Below are 20,477 nucleotides of genomic sequence, written 5' to 3'. Positions count from 1 at the left end.
AATGAATGACTATGAAAATAAACCTTAACTACTTATGTTTCATCATCATCATGAACCTAATTATTCCAATAAAAGTACAAGCGCATCCTCACTCTTGGATCAGCTTAAAAACAAAAATTGAAGGAAAAGGAAGACAAATATTAGGTTTCACTATGTCTTGGACTTTTGACTCAATCACCTCAGCTTACATGCTGGATGGGGAAGATTTGTCTGCGGCTAACAAATCAAAAACGTTAACAAAAATAAAAGACTCCGTCATGGAGAATATCAATTTAGAGCATTACTTCACCTATTTTTATGATGGGGATGCCCCTATTAAATATGCTTTTTCAAACCAAGGTACCTTAACGCAGCATGGATCAAAATTAACACTCGACTTTTATATTCCTCTTTCTAAACCTAAAGTAATATCAAACCGTCCTTTCAAGCTGGCTATTTTTGAACCAAGCTATTATGTCGATATGAGTTGGGAAAGCAAAAATGATATTGAATTATCTTCTGAATTAAAAAAATTTTGCGCCTTCGAACTTCTTCCCCCAAATCCAACGCCAGAGCAAGTTGCCTATGCGATGTCCTTAGGTGTAGATGAAGATCCCGATGATGCTCTCGGACAACTTTTTACTCAAACAATAATCATTAATTGTCTCAAATAAGGAGTTAGCGTGACCTATAAAATAATTTTCAATAAAACTGCATCTAATAACCCGACCAGAAAAACTAACTCTAATAATGAATCCAATAAAATGATATCTAACAAAGTATGGTTATATTTTGCAAGCTTGCTATTTTTAAGTACAGGGTATGTTATCTGGCAAGCTTGGCCTTCATTAATCATGGCCAGTATGCACTGGCAAAAAAGCATCAATGAACAAATCATTGAATTATTATATTCTGCTAAAACTGAACTTGTTGCATCAGGTTTTTCATTGGTTTCTTTAGCTTTTATATATGGCGTATTGCATTCTCTTGGCCCGGGACATGGAAAGTTGATCGTTACAACGTATCTTGCAACGCATCCAACTAAGATTAAAATAAGTTTAATACTCACGGTTTTGTCTGCTTTATTACAAGCACTAGTCGCGATCATTGCTGTATCTGTGTTACTGCTGGTGTTTAATTCAACTATGCGAGAAGTTAATAATGAGGCGAATAATTTAATTAGTTTAAGTTTTTATTCAGTGGTTATATTAGGTTCGATTGTGATTTGGCGTAATGCTAAGGCACTTTTTAAAGGAGCATATTCTCGCCCTATTCCAATTAAAATAACGGCTATAAAACCTATTATAAATAGCGTTAATCCAAGAAACCATAGCAACGACCTTAACACTAATAATATATGTGGTTGTGGTCATGTACATTTTGCAAGTGCTGAATATATTAACAAAGCGTCTTCATTAAAAGAGTATTTAGCCATAATTTTCAGCGTAGGGCTTCGCCCATGTACAGGTGCAATAATGGTATTACTTTTTTCTAATATGTTGGGATTATATTGGCTTGGGATTGTTAGCGCCTTTTTAATGTCTGTTGGTACTGCATTAACCACCTCTATCATTGCGATTATGACAATATTAAGTACCAAGCTCGTACAGGGATACTTGAGTAGTGGTAATAATCAATATAAAAGTAAAAAAAGAACGAGCATGAAGATAGTCGTTAAGCTAACTGGCGGTATATTATTGGTATTAATGGGTATTATATTATTAAAATCTCAACCTATTGGTATGTCGCCAATACTTTAATAGTACCCATTACACTAAATAAGAGGCCTAAATTTTGTTCAGGATAAATGACTTAACTTAAGACGTAAATTGAGCCTGTCGAAGAATTAACCAAAAGAGGTTAATTCTTTAATAGATAATTGGACTCCCCTACACCATTACCAACGTGTAGGCTAATATCATTGTTACCACACAAAAATATTAAATGGAGTCCAATAGATGAATAATACTAGAATTGGTGTTGATTTAGCAAAAGATGTTATCCAAGTTTGTATTTATGCAAGAAATAAAGTGCTTTCTAATACTGAAATGACATATCAGGCGTTTGCTCTTTGGTTAATCAATACCAAACCTACCACTATTATCTTTGAGGTTTGCAGTACATCGAACTACTGGAACCAGGTCGCATTATCATTAGGCTACGATGCAAAATTAATTTGTCCGAAGTTTGTGTCTTCAATTAGAAAGAAACAAAAAACAGATGCTAATGATGCGCTTGCAATCGTACAAGCATCATTTGTAACCGATATAACTTTTATTTCTGGAAAAAGTATTGAGCAGCAACAATTACAATCAATTATGCGATTACGCGACTTAGCAACAAAGCAGAAAACAGCCTTGAGCAATCAGTTAGGAGCGCTACTACTGGAATTTAGTATTCGCTGCTCCCCAAAGTTAGGTGGATTAAGAGGCGCTATTGAAAGCGTATTAGAAAATGCTGAGAATGAATTTTCATGGGCACTTCGTGCTTCACTGAAAGCAGCATGGGATCACTACTTAATGATATGCCAGTCTGTTGCAACCTATGACGAATCACTCATAAAGGCGATTAATGAGCATCCTGAATGTAAGAAACTTTTAAAATTAGAAGGTGTTGGTGTCATTAATGCAGTTAATTTATACATCGCATTAGGCTGTAGTGAGATAGGTGTTTTTGCTAAGGGCAAAGATGCAGCGGCGTGTATAGGGTTAACACCAATACAGCATTCTTCCGGAGGAAAAACTAAGCTGGGCTCAGTTGGGAAGTATGTAAAAAACAGCATACTCAGAAGTCAATTGGTAGTTGGGTCTATGGCTGCGATTAGAATGATAGTTAAAAGAGACGCAAAAACAAAAAAAGAACGTTGGATACAAGAGTTAGTATCTCGACGTGGTATACGTTGTGCTGCAGTTGCACTTGCCAACAAAAATGTACGTACGGCGTATGCGATGATGACTAAAGGAACTGATTACAAAGCGGAATTACTTGCCGTGTAAAAACGTTCAAACAATAAAAGAATAACTAAGATAAAAGCCAGTAAGAAAATATGCGATGTTCACAAAGGAATTGACGAAATAGTAGAATTATTTTTCTGCGTAAAGAAGTTCAAACAATAAAAGCAATAACTAAGAAAAATCAGCAAGTAAAATCAGTGAACAACCAAGAGACTTTGATCTCGCTTAATAGATGTGATTACTTGTGCGCGTAAATATCAGAGAGCCTGAGTTAGCTACTCAATGAGAGCTCGTACATAAGTGAGTGCTTTATTCTTAGTTACTAATTTTGTTGTTGACACAGGGGAGTCCACATAAGGTTGTTCGCTTTACCAAACTTACAACAAAGAAATAAATTATTTTAACAAGTAAAATAGATCTCTTAATTAGTGTTATTGATATTAGTATTAAGAATGTAACGAATAAATTTAATACAATTAATGCTTATTCTCTCTATACTCAACAGGATAGAGCACCCGCCTCCTAACCCGATGTTCGGGCTTCGATCTCTTGTAGAGATACAAACCAAACCTTATTAGAGATAAATATTTTAAAGATTTACGTTTAATAATTAAATTTAAAACTGGCTTAGTTCACTTGTAAAATAACGAATGAACCTTCATTTAAAAAATTAACAACATATTGTTCCAACTAACACCACCATGAGTAGAATCAGACTTCCCTTGATGATTGAATCCATGTTTTTGATAGAAGCTAACTAAATGATCTTTACAGGTTAAAACGATCCCAAGCTGTCCTCTTGATTTACTAGTTTCGATAAGATGTTTAGTTAATAAACTTGCATAACCTTTTTTCTGATATTTTGGTGCGACGACTAACCCAAATACCGTTTGATACTTTCCATTAGGGCAATGTAATGAAGAGTTTGAATACAATTCATCTGGTAGTTCAGGGCTATCATTGATGCATCCATTTATATGGCCAACAATTTCTTCATTTATTTCTAAAACAAAGAAGCATTCAGGAAAGGCTCGAAATCGTTCTTTAAACATAGTCAAAGTAGCAGCCTCAGCTTCAGGAAACCCTAGGTTTTCAATTTCAGCAATACGAATAATATCTTCTCTAGTTGCTTGACGTAACATTTTCACAGACACTCCATAGTTAACCTCAGCTCTGGATAAGCAAAGCGATACAACACAGCTATTTCCGCTGATTTCTGCATTAAATTATTTCTCAATAACCCGTTATTGCTTTAATAATTCGCCTTGAACTACGCAAAACTAACAGCACTGCATAGTAAAAAATAGTACCTTCTGATTTTAAATATAATTCCGCTTTCATTAACCAGAATTGAAGTTAGTTAAACATATCAAATATAATGTTTAACTTTAATTCTAAGATAAAGTCATTATAAGAGAAGGAATTGTAATCACAAATAAAGTACCAAACTAAAAATTTATGTCTACACTTGATAATAAAAAATGTATCGCGAGTTATACCACTCAGCCTAATTGTGTGATCTAACGTATTTAATCATTAACTGATTATATTCTCTTGGTCACGTATGAAAAAACATGATTTATCAATAATGCACCTTCCACCCTATTCACCAGAGCTAAATCCTATAATTAAATATGATCAAGTAAACACACTAAACCCCCCGAGGCTAAAGCAAGCGCCCCAAAGTCAAAAACAAGGCTTCCCTCCAATCAATAGAACTTCCTGTAAGGGATATAGTTCAACTCATTAATTTTAAAATCATTAAAACGAAAAAGTCCCTGCTGACGTTAGTCAACAGGGATTGTTCGTATTAGGCGCTTGGCAATGACCTACTTTCACATGAGGAGACCTCACACTATCATCGGCGCAGCTGCGTTTCACTTCTGAGTTCGGCATGGGATCAGGTGGTACCACAGCGCTATTATCGCCAAGCATAAAAAATAAATTAGAAAAGCTAATAGTCGATATGTTCTAATTCTGAAATTGTTTTATCTTACAAATTTAACTATGTAAATATACTTCACAAGCGCTAGTTTAAAGAGATTCCACTCTATGTGTCTTGGTAAACACCAACACCACTTAGGTGTTGTATGGTTAAGCCTCACGGGTAATTAGTACAAGTTAGCTCAATACATTACTGCACTTACACACCTTGCCTATCAACGTTGTAGTCTCCAACGGCCCTTTAGGGAACTTAAAGTTCCAGTGAGAACTCATCTTGAGGCTCGCTTCCCGCTTAGATGCTTTCAGCGGTTATCGATTCCGAACGTAGCTACCGGGCAATGCATCTGGCGATACAACCCGAACACCAGCGGTTCGTCCACTCCGGTCCTCTCGTACTAGGAGCAGCCCCTCTCAATTCTCAAACGCCCACGGCAGATAGGGACCGAACTGTCTCACGACGTTCTAAACCCAGCTCGCGTACCACTTTAAATGGCGAACAGCCATACCCTTGGGACCGACTTCAGCCCCAGGATGTGATGAGCCGACATCGAGGTGCCAAACACCGCCGTCGATATGAACTCTTGGGCGGTATCAGCCTGTTATCCCCGGAGTACCTTTTATCCGTTGAGCGATGGCCCTTCCATTCAGAACCACCGGATCACTATGACCTACTTTCGTACCTGCTCGACGTGTCTGTCTCGCAGTTAAGCTGGCTTATACCATTGTACTAACCTCACGATGTCCGACCGTGATTAGCCAACCTTCGTACTCCTCCGTTACTCTTTAGGAGGAGACCGCCCCAGTCAAACTACCCACCAAACAGTGTCCCAAACCCCGATTCAGGGGCCATGGTTAGAACTCAAAACATACAAGGGTGGTATTTCAAGATTGGCTCCACGTCATCTGCGACAACGCTTCAAAGCCTCCCACCTATCCTACACATGTAGGCTCTAAGTTCACTGCTAAGCTATAGTAAAGGTTCACGGGGTCTTTCCGTCTAGCCGCGGGTACACAGCATCTTCACTGCGATTTCAACTTCACTGAGTCTCGGGTAGAGACAGCATGGCCATCATTACGCCATTCGTGCAGGTCGGAACTTACCCGACAAGGAATTTCGCTACCTTAGGACCGTTATAGTTACGGCCGCCGTTTACCGGGGCTTCGATCAAAAGCTTCGACCTAAGTCTAACCTCATCAATTAACCTTCCGGCACCGGGCAGGCGTCACACCCTATACGTCATCTTACGATTTAGCAGAGTGCTGTGTTTTTAATAAACAGTTGCAGCCATCTGGTATCTTCGGCCTCTAGCAGCTTAGAGAGCAAGTCTCATCACCGCCAAAGGCGTACCTTCTCCCGAAGTTACGGTACCATTTTGCCTAGTTCCTTTACCCGAGTTCTCTCAAGCGCCTTGGTATTCTCTACCTGACCACCTGTGTCGGTTTGGGGTACGATCCTTTATTATCTGAAGCTTAGAGACTTTTCCTGGAAGCATGGCATCAATGACTTCAGTACCTTAGTACCTCGACATCGTATCTCAGTGTTAGTAGAAACCCGGATTTACCTAAGTCTCCCACCTACATACTTGAACCTGGACAACCATCGCCAGGCCCACCTAGCCTTCTCCGTCCTCCCATCGCAATAATAAAGGGTACGGGAATATTAACCCGTTTCCCATCGACTACGCCTTTCGGCCTCGCCTTAGGGGTCGACTCACCCTGCCCCGATTAACGTTGGACAGGAACCCTTGGTCTTCCGGCGGGGAGGTTTTTCACCCCCCTTATCGTTACTCATGTCAACATTCGCACTTCTGATACCTCCAGGATGCCTTACAGCTTTCCCTTCGACGGCTTACAGAACGCTCCTCTACCACGCATATAAATATGCGTCCGCAGCTTCGGTGATATGTTTAGCCCCGTTAAATCTTCCGCGCAGGCCGACTCGACTAGTGAGCTATTACGCTTTCTTTAAAAGATGGCTGCTTCTAAGCCAACTTCCTAGCTGTCTAAGCCTTCCCACATCGTTTCCCACTTAACATATACTTTGGGACCTTAGCTGGCGGTCTGGGTTGTTTCCCTTTCCACGACGGACGTTAGCACCCGCCGTGTGTCTCCCATGATTGCACTTGTTGGTATTCGGAGTTTGCAAAGGGTTGGTAAGTCGGGATGACCCCCTAGCCTTAACAGTGCTCTACCCCCAACAGTGATACATGAGGCGCTACCTAAATAGCTTTCGAGGAGAACCAGCTATCTCTTGGTTTGATTGGCCTTTCACCCCCAGCCACAAGTCATCCCCTAATTTTTCAACATTAGTGGGTTCGGTCCTCCAGTTGATGTTACTCAACCTTCAACCTGCTCATGGCTAGATCACCAAGTTTCGGGTCTAATCCCAGCAACTATTCGCCCAGTTAAGACTCGGTTTCCCTACGGCTCCCCTAAACGGTTAACCTTGCTACTGAAATTAAGTCGTTGACCCATTATACAAAAGGTACGCAGTCACGGAATAAATCCGCTCCTACTGCTTGTACGTACACGGTTTCAGGTTCTATTTCACTCCCCTCACAGGGGTTCTTTTCGCCTTTCCCTCACGGTACTGGTTCACTATCGGTCAATTAGGAGTATTTAGCCTTGGAGGATGGTCCCCCCATATTCAAACAGGATTTCTCGTGTCCCGTCTTACTCGTTTTCACTGTAAAGAAGTTTTTGTGTACGGGACTATCACCCTGTACCGTGGCACTTTCCAGAGCCTTCCACTAACTTTTAAACAGCTTAAGGGCTGTTCCGATTTCGCTCGCCGCTACTTTCGGAATCTCGGTTGATTTCTTTTCCTAAGGGTACTTAGATGTTTCAGTTCCCCTCGTTTGCTTCGACTAGCTATGTATTCACTAGCCGATGACACTAAGTGCCGGGTTGCCCCATTCGGATTCCAGGATATAACGCTTGTTATCAACTCCCCTGGACTTATCGCAGATTACCACGTCCTTCATCGCCTCTAATTGCCTAGGCATCCACCGTGCACGCTTATTCACTTAACCATACAACACCTAAAAAGTGTCTAATCACGTTAGATATCGTATGTTGTTTCCAAGACGCTTGTGACTCATATTTTACATATGAAAAACAATCGTTTTTCGTGCACCTATTAGTTAGTAAACTAACTAAGTAGATACGTACTCACATTGCAATAACGAATTATCATAATGTGTGCTTTTTATTTTGCTTGATTACAATATCAAAACCGAAGTTTCAATATTGAGAACTCGTTTAATTCATCGTAATGAATTAAACATTTCGTTTTACTTATCACACCAATCAACACCGAAGTGTCATTGTTATTGTGCGATAAGTAAGAACATTTATCAGCTTTCCTAATTGTTAAAGAGCAGTGTCAAAAACACTTAATAATCATTCTTAGCAGAACAGTTATTAAGTAACTTTATATTCTAGAATAGTGTTGGTATCCCCAAGGGGATTTGAACCCCTGTTACCGCCGTGAAAGGGCGGTGTCCTAGGCCTCTAGACGATGGGGACCCGGAACTATTTTTGCGCTTTATCATTCTAATCAAACAATCTGTGTGGGCACTCGCATCACTTCTACAAGTAGAAATAAAGACTTCATAAGAAGCTTGCTGATGTGTTTCTTTACGTAAGGAGGTGATCCAGCCCCAGGTTCCCCTAGGGCTACCTTGTTACGACTTCACCCCAGTCATGAACCACACCGTGGTCATCGCCATCCCGAAGGTTAAGCTAATGACTTCTGGTGCAGCCCACTCCCATGGTGTGACGGGCGGTGTGTACAAGGCCCGGGAACGTATTCACCGTGGCATTCTGATCCACGATTACTAGCGATTCCAACTTCACGGAGTCGAGTTGCAGACTCCGATCCGGACTACGACAAACTTTAGGAGATTCGCATACCATCGCTGGTTAGCAGCCCTTTGTATTTGCCATTGTAGCACGTGTGTAGCCCATCCCGTAAGGGCCATGATGACTTGACGTCGTCCCCACCTTCCTCCGGTTTATCACCGGCAGTGTCCCTAGAGTTCCCGGCATAACCCGCTGGCAAATAAGGATAAGGGTTGCGCTCGTTGCGGGACTTAACCCAACATTTCACAACACGAGCTGACGACAGCCATGCAGCACCTGTCTCAGAGTTCCCGAAGGCACTCATCAATCTCTTGGTGATTCTCTGGATGTCAAGGGATGGTAAGGTTCTTCGCGTTGCATCGAATTAAACCACATGCTCCACCGCTTGTGCGGGCCCCCGTCAATTCATTTGAGTTTTAACCTTGCGGCCGTACTCCCCAGGCGGTCTATTTAATGCGTTAGCTTTGAATCCCACGGCATATAGCCACAAAATTCTAATAGACATCGTTTACTGCGTGGACTACCGGGGTATCTAATCCCGTTTGCTCCCCACGCCTTCGCGCCTCAGCGTCAGTCTTTGTCCAGGTGGCCGCCTTCGCCACTGGTATTCCTTCAGATCTCTACGCATTTCACCGCTACACCTGAAATTCTACCACCCTCTACAAAACTCTAGTTAACCAGTTTCAAATGCAGTTCCAAGGTTGAGCCCTGGGATTTCACATCTGACTTAATTAACCGCCTACGCGCGCTTTACGCCCAGTAATTCCGATTAACGCTCGCACCCTCCGTATTACCGCGGCTGCTGGCACGGAGTTAGCCGGTGCTTCTTCTGCGAGTAACGTCACAGATAAACCCTATTAAGATTTACCCTTTCCTCCTCGCTGAAAGTGCTTTACAACCCGAAAGCCTTCTTCACACACGCGGCATGGCTGCATCAGGCTTGCGCCCATTGTGCAATATTCCCCACTGCTGCCTCCCGTAGGAGTCTGGACCGTGTCTCAGTTCCAGTGTGGCTGGTCATCCTCTAAGACCAACTAGGGATCGTCGCCTTGGTAAGCCATTACCTTACCAACTAGCTAATCCCACTTGGGCTACTCTTATGGCGTGAGGCCCGAAGGTCCCCCACTTTGATCCGGAGATGTTATGCGGTATTAGCAGTCGTTTCCAACTGTTGTCCCCCACCATAAGGCATATTCCCAAGCATTACTCACCCGTCCGCCACTCGTCAGCAAAGTAGCAAGCTACTTTCTGTTACCGTTCGACTTGCATGTGTTAAGCCTGCCGCCAGCGTTCAATCTGAGCCATGATCAAACTCTTCAATTTAAAGTTTAATTTGCACTTAATTAAAAGTGCGACTCAATACTACTGACTAAAACTTACTGCTAATCACTTATATAAATATAAGAAACTCACAATTTATTATTCTGAAATAATGAATTATTTCGTGTGTCACTATTATTGATGTTGCCTTTACAAGAAAGGACTTTGATTTTTTTTGAAATCACATCAACAACAAGTGCTCACACAGATTGTTTGATTAAATTGTTAAAGAGCGTGCCTTTCGGCTAGGCGGCGTATATTACGCGCCTTTCGAACATTGTCAACGTTTTAATTTAACTTAATTTCGAAGCGAACTACGAAGCGTTAATACGTTAAAAACTATTCTCAAACTCGCTGGGTAACTTGCGTTCCGTCCCGTGTCTGTGGATGCGCATTATAGGGATAGCGAAACTATTCGCAAGCCTTTTATGACGATTAATTATCGTTTGCTTAAATAACAAACAACCTCGCATTTTCTTTCATTTATATGCTATTTTTATTTTCCCCGCATTTATTCTATTTAACGCTAGTATGTTTGATTAGGATTTAGGTAACATACGCGGCTTTTCTGCTATTAAGTTTTGTTTAGTTACAATTGATGAGTGAGTTTTTATGACATTTTCGTTAGGCCAGCGTTGGATTAGTGACGCGGAATCAGAGTTAGGTTTAGGTACTATTGTTGCAATTGAAGGACGTATGTTAACACTGTTATTTCCAGCTTCAGGCGAACAACGCCTTTATTCTATCCAAGAAGCTCCCGTTACACGTGTTCGTTTTAATATAGGTGATGAAATATTAAGTCACGACGATTGGACTTTGTTAGTGACAGATATAGAAGAAAATGACGATATTATCACTTACATTGGTACACGTATTGATACTGGTGAAGAAGCTAGATTAAAAGAAACATTTCTTAACAACTTTATAAAATTCAATAAACCTCAAGATAAACTGTTTGCTGGCCAAATAGATAAATTCGACCGTTTTGTTTTACGTTATAAATCATTACTTAATCAACATGAGCAACAACGCTCTCACTTGCGTGGTTTATTAGGGGCAAGAGTTGATCTTATTCCACACCAATTTTATATTGCTGAAGAAGTTGGTCAACGTCATGCGCCGCGTATCTTATTAGCTGATGAAGTTGGTTTAGGTAAAACAATTGAAGCTGGTTTGATTATCCACCAGCAATTAATTACTGGTCGTGCGAAACGTGTCTTGATCGTTTTACCTGAAAATCTACAACATCAATGGTTAGTAGAAATGCTGCGCCGCTTTAATTTACATTTTAGTATTTTTGACGAATCACGCTGTGAAGAAGCTTATCTCGATGCAGTTAATCCATTTGATACAGAACAATTAGTGTTGTGTAGTATTGATTTAATTCGTAAACAGAAACATTTAAAAAATGCATTACTAGCGACTTGGGACTTATTAATTGTAGATGAAGCTCACCACCTTATTTGGGATAAAGAAAAACCAAGCGTTCAATATAATGCAATAGAAAAACTAGCTAACGCTATTCCTGGCGTCTTGTTATTAACAGCAACACCTGATCAACTTGGTCATGAAAGTCACTTTGCTCGATTACGTTTACTTGACCCTAACCGTTTTTATGATTACCAAGCATTTGTTAATGAAGAAGCAGGATACAAGCCTGTTGTAGACGCTGTGAATCAATTGTTAGATGGCAAATTTTTAAGCGACGATGCCAAAAATAGTATTACTGAACTGTTATCTGAGCAAGATGTTGAACCTTTATTAAATGTGATCTCTGATATTACTATTGATGAAACTGAGCAACAATCTGCACAACAAGAGTTAATCCGCGGTTTACTAGATAGGCATGGCACTGGTCGCTTATTATTCAGAAACACACGATCTGCAATTAAAGGTTTTCCAAAACGCTTATTAAAATCAGTTGCCTTACCGTTACCTGAACAATATAAAACAGCAATCAAAGTTTCTAAAATGATGCCAGTTGGTGATATTGCACAGCAAGCTTTTACTGCGCTATATCCAGAACAGATTTATCAAGCATTTGAAGCTTCAACTGATAACTCGTGGTGTGCATTTGATCCTCGTATTAGTTGGCTGATCGATCTAATCCTGCAAAATAAAAATGAAAAGATCTTAATTATTGCAGCACAAGCACAAACTGCTTTAGCTATTGAAGAAGCTTTACGTACTAGAGAGGCGATTAAAGCGGCTGTATTCCATGAAGGTTTATCATTAATTGAACGAGATAAGTCTGCTGCTTATTTTGCGCAAGTTGAAGATGGCGCACAAGTGATGGTGTGTTCTGAAATTGGTTCTGAAGGACGTAACTTCCAATTTGCTCATCACTTGGTTCTATTTGATCTTCCGATTAACCCTGATTTATTAGAACAACGTATTGGTCGTTTAGATCGTATTGGACAACGTTGTGATATACAAATTTACACACCATACTTGAAAGATACGTCACAGGGATTTCTGCAACAATGGTACGAACAAGGCTTATCTGCGTTTACACAGACGACACCGACAGGGCATACCGTTTACGAAGCAGTTAAAGATGAATTAGTTAACTTATTAGCCACTGGTGATAACAGTGACAACCAGTTAGATAAATTAATCCAACGTACATCGACACTGAATAACGAATTAAAGGCTAATTTAGAGCAAGGTCGCGATAAATTATTAGAAATCAATTCAAGTGGCGTATTACAAAACAGTAACTTGCTTGATGACATCACCGAGATGGATCAGCTTCCTCACTTTACTGGTTTTGCATTACAGATGTTTGATGTACTAGGCGTACAACAAGATGATAGCAGTGAACATTGCTTAATTCTAAAACCAACAGAGCATATGTTGGCTTCTGATTACGCTGGTTTACCAGAAGATGGTGTCACGGTTACTTTTAACCGTAAGACAGCATTAAGTCGTGATGATGTATCTTATTTAACATGGGAGCATCCAATCATTACTAATGGGTTAGATATTGTATTAAGTTCAGAGATCGGCACTACGTCGGTTGCAATCTTAAAGAATAACTCACTACCAGCTGCATCAACTTTTTTAGAGTTAATCTATGTTGTTGAAGCTATCAATACTGATAATGCGCAATTAAGTCGCTTTTTACCAACGACGCCAATTCGTTTGTTATTAGATAAGAATGCTAAGAACTTAGGTGAAAATGTTACTTTTGATAGCTTTAACCGTCAGTTGACGCCAATCAATCGTCATATTAGCCGTAAAGTAGCGACCGCTTCACAAACATTGATAGATCAATTGATTAAACAGTCATTGCCTACAGCACAGACTCTAATGGCTGACATTATTGATGAAGCGAAAGGAAACATGCAACATACTTTACAACAAGAAAAGTCTCGTTTATTAGCTTTAAAAGCAGTCAATCCAAATATTCGAGAAGATGAGATCCAATACTTAAGTGATCAACAAGCGAGCTTTGAAAAAATATTAGATAATACGCAACTAAAATTAGATGCAATTCGTTTTATTGTTTCAACTCACTCGTAACACATCATCATAAAGCATAGGCGATGAAAGCTTTCTTCGTCGCCTTCTCTCTTTTAGATTTAATACAGATAATTAACTATGCCAAATTTTGTTTATAACCCACCAATGCACCCGTACTTAGATATTATCCATCAAGATGAAGATATCGTTGTATTAAATAAACCTTCGGGTTTATTAAGTGTACCTGGTCGAGATACTTGGCATAAAGATAGTTTGGCTTTACGTGTTCTTCGCGTTTGGCCCAATGCTTGTGTTGTACATCGATTAGACATGGCCACCTCTGGGATTATCGTTTTAGCATTACGAAAATCTGCACAAAGCCATATGGGTCGACAATTTCAACAGAAAGTGATTGATAAGACCTATTTTGCACGCGTAGAAAGAATAATAAAGGAAGACGCAGGATTAATTGATTTACCATTACGTTGTGATTGGGAAAATAGACCTAGACAAATGGTCGATTTTGAACAAGGTAAAAGCTCACAAACAGAATGGCAAGTAGTCAAAAGAGAAAGCAATACAACGTTAGTTAAACTCACCCCCCTTACAGGTCGAACGCACCAGTTACGAGTACATATGCAACAATTAGGTCATCCGATTGTAGGTGATGAATTTTACGCAACCGAGTTTGGTAAACAAATATCACCTCAACGCTTAGCTTTACATGCTGCGAGTATTACATTAACTCACCCAACAACTGAATTACGTGTTAGCTTTGAATGTCCTCCTCCTTTTATATAAAAAATCCTAAATAGCTAACTTAGTAAAATTTAACATAATTGTAGCAAATTAAGCACATAAGCCCTTTCTATTAACATTACATTAACAAGCAAAGCTTCTTATTATTAATGGTTATATTAAGTAACCTTAATGTTGCATAAAAAGCCTTTAAAGTACCTTAAAATGGTGGCGTAAGCGTTGTTTTTTCACTAAGCTTTAGCATGGTGAAATTTTTTGTCATAAATAACAACCCAGAAAACTTTACAAAAACAATCATATAAATTGTCCTTTGTATGTAAGTGTTAAGCATCAATAAAGGCAAAAGATGTTCTCAATCTAGTTGACCTTTTTTAATGACACGTAAGATACACTTTTTATAACCATCTATAACAATAAGCGATCATGGAATTACTATGCAGATAGGTATACCTAAAGAGATCCAAGAAAATGAAAACCGCGTAGCCGCAACACCAAATACTGTTGCTCTATTGATTAAACAAGGTTTCACTTTTCTTGTAGAACAAAATGCGGGATCAGCGGCTAGCTTTTCTGATTTAACTTACCAAGAAGCAGGTGCTGAAATTAGCGCTGATGCAACGACGGTTTTACAATCAGACATTATTTTTAAAGTAAATGCACCTACCCAAGCTGAAATTGAACTAATCAAAGAAGGCGCAACACTTGTTAGCTTTATTTGGCCAGCTCAAAACCCTGAATTATTAAAACAACTAGAAGCTAAAAATATTAGCGTGATTGCGATGGACAGCGTTCCTCGTACTTCTCGAGCACAAGCTTTAGATGCACTTAGTTCAATGGCAAATATTGCCGGTTACCGTGCAGTTATTGAAGCAGCAAACCAATTTGGTCGTTTCTTTACAGGTCAAATTACGGCTGCTGGTAAAGTGCCACCAGCAAAAGTACTGATTGTTGGGGCTGGTGTTGCTGGTCTTGCCGCTTTGGGTGCTGCTGGTAGCTTAGGTGCAATCGTTCGTGCATTTGATACTCGCCCTGAAGTAAAAGAGCAAATCGAAAGTATGGGTGCTGAGTTCCTTGAAGTGAACTACGTTGAAGAAACCGAAGTAAGCACCACTGGTTACGCAAAAACCATGAGTGAAGGTTACCAACAAGCACAAGCAGAAATGATGGCTGAACAAGCTAAAGATGTTGATATCATCATTACTACTGCGCTTATCCCAGGTAAACCAGCACCTAAGATCATCACTGAAGCGATGATCAAGTCAATGAAATCTGGCAGTGTCATTGTCGATTTAGCAGCAGCCGCTGGCGGTAATGCAGCATTGACAGTAAAAGATGAAGTATTTACTACTGAAAATGGCGTAAAAATAATTGGTTACACTGACTTACCAAGTCGTTTACCAACACAATCAAGCCAATTATACGCAACTAACTTAGTTAACTTAATGAAACTACTTTGTAAAAACAAAGATGGTCAAATTAATATCGACTTTGAAGACGAAGTGATTCGTGGCGCAACGGTTGTTAAAGAAGGTGAAATTTCTTGGCCGCCACCAGCTATCAACGTAAGTGCAGCACCACAAGCAAAAGTTGAAGAAAAAGTTGAAGTGGTTGTTGAAGAAAAAGAACCAAACAAATGGATCAAACCTGCTGTAGCGATTGTTGCTGCTGGTTTATTCGGTTGGTTAGCAAGCGTAGCACCTTCAGACTTCTTAGCACATTTTACTGTATTTATGCTGGCATGTATTGTTGGTTATGGCGTAGTTTGGAATGTTGCACATTCTCTACATACTCCATTAATGAGTGTGACAAATGCAATCAGTGGCATCATCATTATTGGTGCATTGCTACAAGTCGGTAGTGATAATAACGCTGTTACTGCTCTATCTACGATTGCGATATTAATTGCAACCATCAACATCGTGGGCGGTTTTACCGTGACACACCGTATGTTGAAAATGTTCCAAAAGGATAAATAAATATGTCTCAAGGATTAATTACAGCTGCTTATATCATTGCAGCCATCCTATTTATTGCCAGCCTTAATGGTTTAAGCAGTCAAGAAAGTGCAAAGCGCGGTAACTACTTCGGTATTATCGGTATGATAATCGCAGTCATTGCAACGATTGCAAGCTCGCAAGTATCTGGTTTAGGTTACATTACTATTGCAATGGCAGTCGGTGCTGGTATTGGTGTTCGTTTAGCATTAAAAGTTGAAATGACTTCAATGCCTGAACTTATTGCAATCTTGCATAGCTTTGTAGGCTTAGCGGCAACCTTTATCGGTTTCAACTCATACTTAGATCATGCTGTTTTAGCACCAGCGGCTCAAACAATTCATGACGTTGAAGTATTTTTAGGCATATTCATTGGTGCAGTGACATTCACTGGTTCAATCGTTGCTTATTGTAAACTGAGTGGAAAAATAAACAGTGCTGCGTTATCACTACCAGGTAAAAACTGGATCAATATTGCAGCAGTTACTTCAGCAGCATTATTATTGGTTGCCTTTGTCAGTGGAGATTTAGGTCTTACTGCATTAATCATTATGACAGTAATTGCATTAGCATTCGGTTGGCATTTAGTGGCTTCTATTGGTGGTGCAGATATGCCAGTAGTTGTTTCAATGCTTAACTCTTACTCAGGTTGGGCTGCGGCGGCAACTGGTTTCATGCTAGCAAATGACTTACTAATCATCACTGGTGCATTAGTAGGTTCAAGTGGTGCAATTCTGTCTTACATTATGTGTAAAGCAATGAATCGTTCATTTGTAAGCGTAATCTTAGGTGGTTTCGGTACAGAAACATTTGCCCAAGGCGACCAAGAGTACGGCGAGCATCATGAAACAACAGCGCAAGAAGTAGCAGCATCACTAAATGCAGCGAAAAACATCATTATCGTACCTGGTTACGGTATGGCTGTTGCACAAGCTCAATACCCAGTAGCAGAAATTACTAAGCGCTTACGTGCTAAAGGTAAAAATGTACGCTTCGGTATTCACCCTGTTGCAGGGCGTCTACCAGGTCACATGAACGTACTATTAGCTGAGTCTAAAGTACCTTACGATATCGTATTAGAAATGGATGAAATCAACGAAGATTTCCCTAACACTGATGTGGTATTGGTTATTGGTGCAAACGATACAGTTAACCCAGCAGCAAACGAGCCAGGTACACCGATTTCAGGTATGCCAGTACTAAGTGTTTGGGAAGCAGAAAAAGTAGTTGTGTTTAAACGTTCAATGGGTGCTGGTTATGCTGGCGTACAAAACCCACTGTTCTTTAAAGAGAACTCTGAAATGTTATTAGGTGATGCAAAAGCATCTGTCGATGCGATTTTAGCTAGCCTATAATTTATAAACTTATAAATAATTAGTAAGCTTATAAATAGTTAAATAAGTAATAACATTGACCTAAAAAGCCGAATCAATTTGATTCGGCTTTTTTATTTGCATGTCTGTTTTGTTCTTATTTTTATTTGTACAGCGCTTTTATTTATTAATACAGCCCTATCAATTATTAACACTAACTTACCAAGACTAATTATTAACTTACTACAGTTCGATAGCAGTACTGTGCTTTACTGTGCGCAATGACACTGATGTATGAAACTTTCTAATATTCAAATCCGTATGTAATACGCGATCTACAAATGCTTCATAGGCCTGAATATCTTGAACACAAACAATCAGCACAAAATCGTATGCGCCTGATATTTGATAGCATTGCATGACTTCGTTAGCTTGAATAATTGAGTGTTTAAATTTCTGATAAATATCTGCTCTATCTCGTTCCATCTCTATAGAGACAATCAAGGTCATTTTATTACCCGCTAACTGTGCATCAATGATTGAAACATCACTGATAATCACTCCACCTTCCCGCAAACGTTTAACTCGCTTTAAACAAGCTGGTGCGGACAACCCCACTTTTGCTGCAAGCTCAATATTAGGTAAACGGTTATTTTTTTGTAGCGACATTAATATCGCACGATCAATTCTATCTATATCCATTAGATTACCTCACGCCATGATTTACTTAAAAGCTCACTCACTCTCATTACTTTCCAAAACACATTATTTCTTTAAAACTACATTATTACAGACCATATTTCCTTTTCTCAAGCCAAAAGGAAATATTAAAAACAAGATCAGTCATATTTGAAATTTTCATTCAGTCTTATTATGTATCATATAACCTATTAAAATTTTAAAAAATAAAGGTTAGTCTTATGCAATCCATTAAACATTTTTTCATTGAATTAGGCAGAGACATTTTTAATGTCACATTTACTCTGTTTAAAGTGATGATCCCAATCTTAATTGCCATAAAGATTATTGAAGAATTAGGCGGTATTGTTTTGTTAAGCCAATTACTTGGCCCCTTAATGCAAACAGTCGGTTTACCAGACAGTATGAGCTTAGTATGGGCAACCACGCTACTCACTAATATTTATGGTGGTTTAATTGTATTAATAAGCATCGACAATACTCTGACCGTTGCCCAAGCATCTATTCTTGGCAGCATGATGTTACTTGCGCACTCTTTACCAATTGAAGCGACTATCGCAAAAAAGGCAGGTGTTAGCTTATGGGTAACCTTGGTCTTTCGTATTGGTGGTAGCTTATTGCTCGCGTGGATATTACATCAGACCTATCAGTTAACAGGTAGCCTTAATCAACCAGCCAAAATGCTTTGGTCTCCAGAGGTCAGTATCGAGAATGGTTATCTTGGTTGGGCAACTAGCCAACTACAAAATTTAGCGATGGTGTTCCTTGTTATTTCGACGTTGCTATTCACCTTAAAGGTTTTAAAAATACTCGGTATTGAAAAGTTAATGGCGATCATCTTAAAGCCTTTTTTAAGGTTATTAGGCATTAGCCAAGAAGCAACGAACATTACAATTATTGGTGCCACATTAGGGCTTTCATTTGGTGGTGGGTTATTGATACATGAGGCACAAAAAGGACATGTAGCAGCTCGAGATGTTTTCACTTCCATTATGTTATTAAATTTATTACACAGTTTGATTGAGGATACGTTATTGATTTTATTAATTGGCGCAGATTTTAATACAATTTTCTGGGGTAGGTTATTGTTTTCATTCATTATTATTGCAGCATTAGCAGCGACGATTAGAAAGCTATCGCCAGTATTTTGTGAACGTTATTTATATCGAAGTGTTGCACTCAGCTAAACAGCGACAAATGCGGAACTAAATAAAGCAGGAAGGAAACAGCAAAGGAAAAATCCCCCTTAGGTTAACGTTAACCTAAGGGGGATTTTTAAAGAAGTACTAACAAAATGTCATTTCTAAAGAGATAATTACAATGTGCAACTAGGTGTAGTTCTAGTGCTTTTTGTTAAGTTCTTTAACTCGTCTTGTAGGTTACTAATACGCGTTGTATTTGATGGATGAGTAGACAAAAACTCCATTGGCTCACTGCCGCCAGAAGCGACTGCCATGTTTTTCCATAACTCAACACTCTGTTGTGGATCAAAGCCTGCGTCATTCATTAGCTGTAAACCAACGATATCTGCTTCAGACTCTTGAGCTCGCCCATAAGGCATCGTAATACCATATTGTACGCCTAAACCTAATGCAGCCATTCCCACTTCAGAATATTGAGTAGTGCCAATAACCGTTTGAACAGCAGAGGTACCATAGCCTGTTATTTCACTAGAAGATAAACGCTCATTAGAATGATTTGCTTGTACGTGAGCAATTTCATGTCCAATCACAGTTGCAAGTTGATCTTGGTTTTTAGCGACTGCTAATAAACCAGTATAAACACCAATTTTACCACCAGGTAATGCAAAAGCATTCACTTGATCGCTTTCAAAAACAACCACTTCCCATTCATCAAAATCAGGCTGTTTGCCCAACGTATCAGTGATCTGTTTACTCACACATTGCACATAAGTATTTACTGTTGGATCTTGATTAATCGTCTCTTGCTTTTTTAACTCCGCAAATGAGTTCGCACCTAACTCAGCCATTTCAGAACCATCAAATAACAAAACTTGATTACGCCCTGTTGGTGATGATGTTACACATGCGGTCAACAAAATAGAGCTGCTTAATAATGATAACTTTAAGATTGAATTTTTCATCATGAGTCCAATTTATAAAAGAATAATAAAACTATTATCTCAGGCTAAAAGTAATAATGCGAATGTATTTTAAATCACTAAA

At 39.3% G+C, this 20,477-nt stretch carries 11 protein-coding genes, 1 tRNA gene and 3 rRNA genes; 8 read left to right on the top strand and 7 right to left on the bottom strand.

Translation table 11 applies throughout. The annotated features are described in order from the left end of the window. Positions 1–5: 5 nt before the first annotated feature. From GQR59_RS02875 to GQR59_RS02865, 3 genes are all read left to right on the top strand, one after another. A complete protein-coding gene (locus tag GQR59_RS02875; protein WP_236546631.1) occupies positions 6–653 on the top strand; it encodes a DUF1007 family protein in 648 nt (215 codons plus the stop codon). 9 nt (positions 654–662) lie between these two features. Further along, positions 663–1,739, top strand: coding sequence for a nickel/cobalt transporter (locus GQR59_RS02870; RefSeq protein WP_201288006.1), 1,077 nt, complete (start codon positions 663–665; stop codon positions 1,737–1,739). A 198-nt stretch (positions 1,740–1,937) separates the two neighbouring features. Beyond that, positions 1,938–2,975 (top strand): IS110 family transposase, encoded by a 1,038-nt coding sequence (locus GQR59_RS02865; protein WP_160060627.1) that lies wholly within the window; start codon positions 1,938–1,940, stop codon positions 2,973–2,975. Positions 2,976–3,595: 620 nt separating this feature from the next. On the opposite strand, the gene GQR59_RS02860 is transcribed toward GQR59_RS02865, so the two are convergent. The 5 genes from GQR59_RS02860 to GQR59_RS02840 form a co-directional block, all read right to left on the bottom strand. Beyond that, positions 3,596–4,075 carry a GNAT family N-acetyltransferase gene (locus GQR59_RS02860; protein ID WP_160062346.1) on the bottom strand — a complete coding sequence of 160 codons (480 nt, stop codon included), beginning with the start codon at positions 4,073–4,075 and terminating at the stop codon, positions 3,596–3,598. A gap of 674 nt (positions 4,076–4,749) precedes the next feature. Further along, positions 4,750–4,865 (bottom strand): 5S ribosomal RNA (gene rrf / locus GQR59_RS02855). Between the two features lie 158 nt (positions 4,866–5,023). Beyond that, a 23S ribosomal RNA gene (locus GQR59_RS02850) occupies positions 5,024–7,909 on the bottom strand. Positions 7,910–8,329: 420 nt separating this feature from the next. Further along, positions 8,330–8,405: transfer RNA gene (locus GQR59_RS02845), tRNA-Glu, on the bottom strand. Between the two features lie 116 nt (positions 8,406–8,521). After that, positions 8,522–10,064, bottom strand: a 16S ribosomal RNA gene (locus GQR59_RS02840). Together the 16S, 23S and 5S rRNA genes with 1 tRNA gene alongside form the textbook arrangement of a ribosomal RNA operon. 609 nt (positions 10,065–10,673) lie before the next feature. On the opposite strand from GQR59_RS02840, the gene rapA reads away from it, so the two are divergent. From rapA to pntB, 4 genes are all read left to right on the top strand, one after another. Further along, complete coding sequence (rapA, locus tag GQR59_RS02835; RefSeq protein ID WP_160060626.1) at positions 10,674–13,586, top strand: RNA polymerase-associated protein RapA; 2,913 nt, start codon at positions 10,674–10,676, stop codon at positions 13,584–13,586. A gap of 78 nt (positions 13,587–13,664) precedes the next feature. Next, positions 13,665–14,327, top strand: a complete 663-nt coding sequence (locus GQR59_RS02830; RefSeq protein WP_160060625.1) for an RluA family pseudouridine synthase — start codon at positions 13,665–13,667, stop codon at positions 14,325–14,327. Positions 14,328–14,719: 392 nt separating this feature from the next. Next, on the top strand, positions 14,720–16,261 hold the full coding sequence (locus GQR59_RS02825; RefSeq protein ID WP_160060624.1) for a Re/Si-specific NAD(P)(+) transhydrogenase subunit alpha: 1,542 nt from the start codon (positions 14,720–14,722) through the stop codon (positions 16,259–16,261). Between the two features lie 2 nt (positions 16,262–16,263). After that, on the top strand, positions 16,264–17,634 hold the full coding sequence (pntB, locus tag GQR59_RS02820; RefSeq protein WP_160060623.1) for a Re/Si-specific NAD(P)(+) transhydrogenase subunit beta: 1,371 nt from the start codon (positions 16,264–16,266) through the stop codon (positions 17,632–17,634). Positions 17,635–17,835: 201 nt separating this feature from the next. Here the strand turns inward: pntB and GQR59_RS02815 are convergent, their stop codons facing one another. Beyond that, entirely contained in the window at positions 17,836–18,294 is a 459-nt protein-coding gene (locus tag GQR59_RS02815) for an Lrp/AsnC family transcriptional regulator (RefSeq protein WP_160060622.1), read from the bottom strand. Positions 18,295–18,512: 218 nt separating this feature from the next. Between GQR59_RS02815 and GQR59_RS02810 the strand changes: the two genes are divergently transcribed. Then, the gene (locus tag GQR59_RS02810) at positions 18,513–19,478 is read left to right on the top strand and encodes a hypothetical protein (RefSeq protein ID WP_160060621.1); all 966 of its coding nucleotides are present in this window, start codon (positions 18,513–18,515) and stop codon (positions 19,476–19,478) included. A 128-nt stretch (positions 19,479–19,606) separates the two neighbouring features. Here GQR59_RS02810 and GQR59_RS02805 read toward each other — a convergent pair whose 3' ends face one another. Next, a complete protein-coding gene (locus GQR59_RS02805) occupies positions 19,607–20,395 on the bottom strand; it encodes a M48 family metallopeptidase (protein ID WP_160060620.1) in 789 nt (262 codons plus the stop codon). Positions 20,396–20,477 lie beyond the last annotated feature (82 nt).

Origin of the sequence: Psychromonas sp. L1A2, from assembly GCF_009828855.1 — a bacterium.
In the GTDB taxonomy this organism is placed as follows: Bacteria; Pseudomonadota; Gammaproteobacteria; order Enterobacterales; family Psychromonadaceae; genus Psychromonas.
The sequence above is the reverse complement of the archived record's forward strand: the minus strand, read 5'-3'. Positions and strand labels throughout refer to the sequence as shown.

What these genes read in the sequence shown, in the direction of transcription:
- rapA (WP_160060626.1), top strand. Translation starts at nt 10,674, where the DNA reads ATGACATTTTCGTTAGGCCAGCGTTGGATTAGTGACGCGGAATCAGAG.
- GQR59_RS02860 (WP_160062346.1), bottom strand. Translation starts at nt 4,075, where the DNA reads ATGTTACGTCAAGCAACTAGAGAAGATATTATTCGTATTGCTGAAATT.
- GQR59_RS02825 (WP_160060624.1), top strand. Translation starts at nt 14,720, where the DNA reads ATGCAGATAGGTATACCTAAAGAGATCCAAGAAAATGAAAACCGCGTA.
- GQR59_RS02805 (WP_160060620.1), bottom strand. Translation starts at nt 20,395, where the DNA reads ATGAAAAATTCAATCTTAAAGTTATCATTATTAAGCAGCTCTATTTTG.
- GQR59_RS02815 (WP_160060622.1), bottom strand. Translation starts at nt 18,294, where the DNA reads ATGGATATAGATAGAATTGATCGTGCGATATTAATGTCGCTACAAAAA.
- GQR59_RS02875 (WP_236546631.1), top strand. Translation starts at nt 6, where the DNA reads ATGACTATGAAAATAAACCTTAACTACTTATGTTTCATCATCATCATG.
- pntB (WP_160060623.1), top strand. Translation starts at nt 16,264, where the DNA reads ATGTCTCAAGGATTAATTACAGCTGCTTATATCATTGCAGCCATCCTA.
- GQR59_RS02810 (WP_160060621.1), top strand. Translation starts at nt 18,513, where the DNA reads ATGCAATCCATTAAACATTTTTTCATTGAATTAGGCAGAGACATTTTT.
- GQR59_RS02865 (WP_160060627.1), top strand. Translation starts at nt 1,938, where the DNA reads ATGAATAATACTAGAATTGGTGTTGATTTAGCAAAAGATGTTATCCAA.
- GQR59_RS02830 (WP_160060625.1), top strand. Translation starts at nt 13,665, where the DNA reads ATGCCAAATTTTGTTTATAACCCACCAATGCACCCGTACTTAGATATT.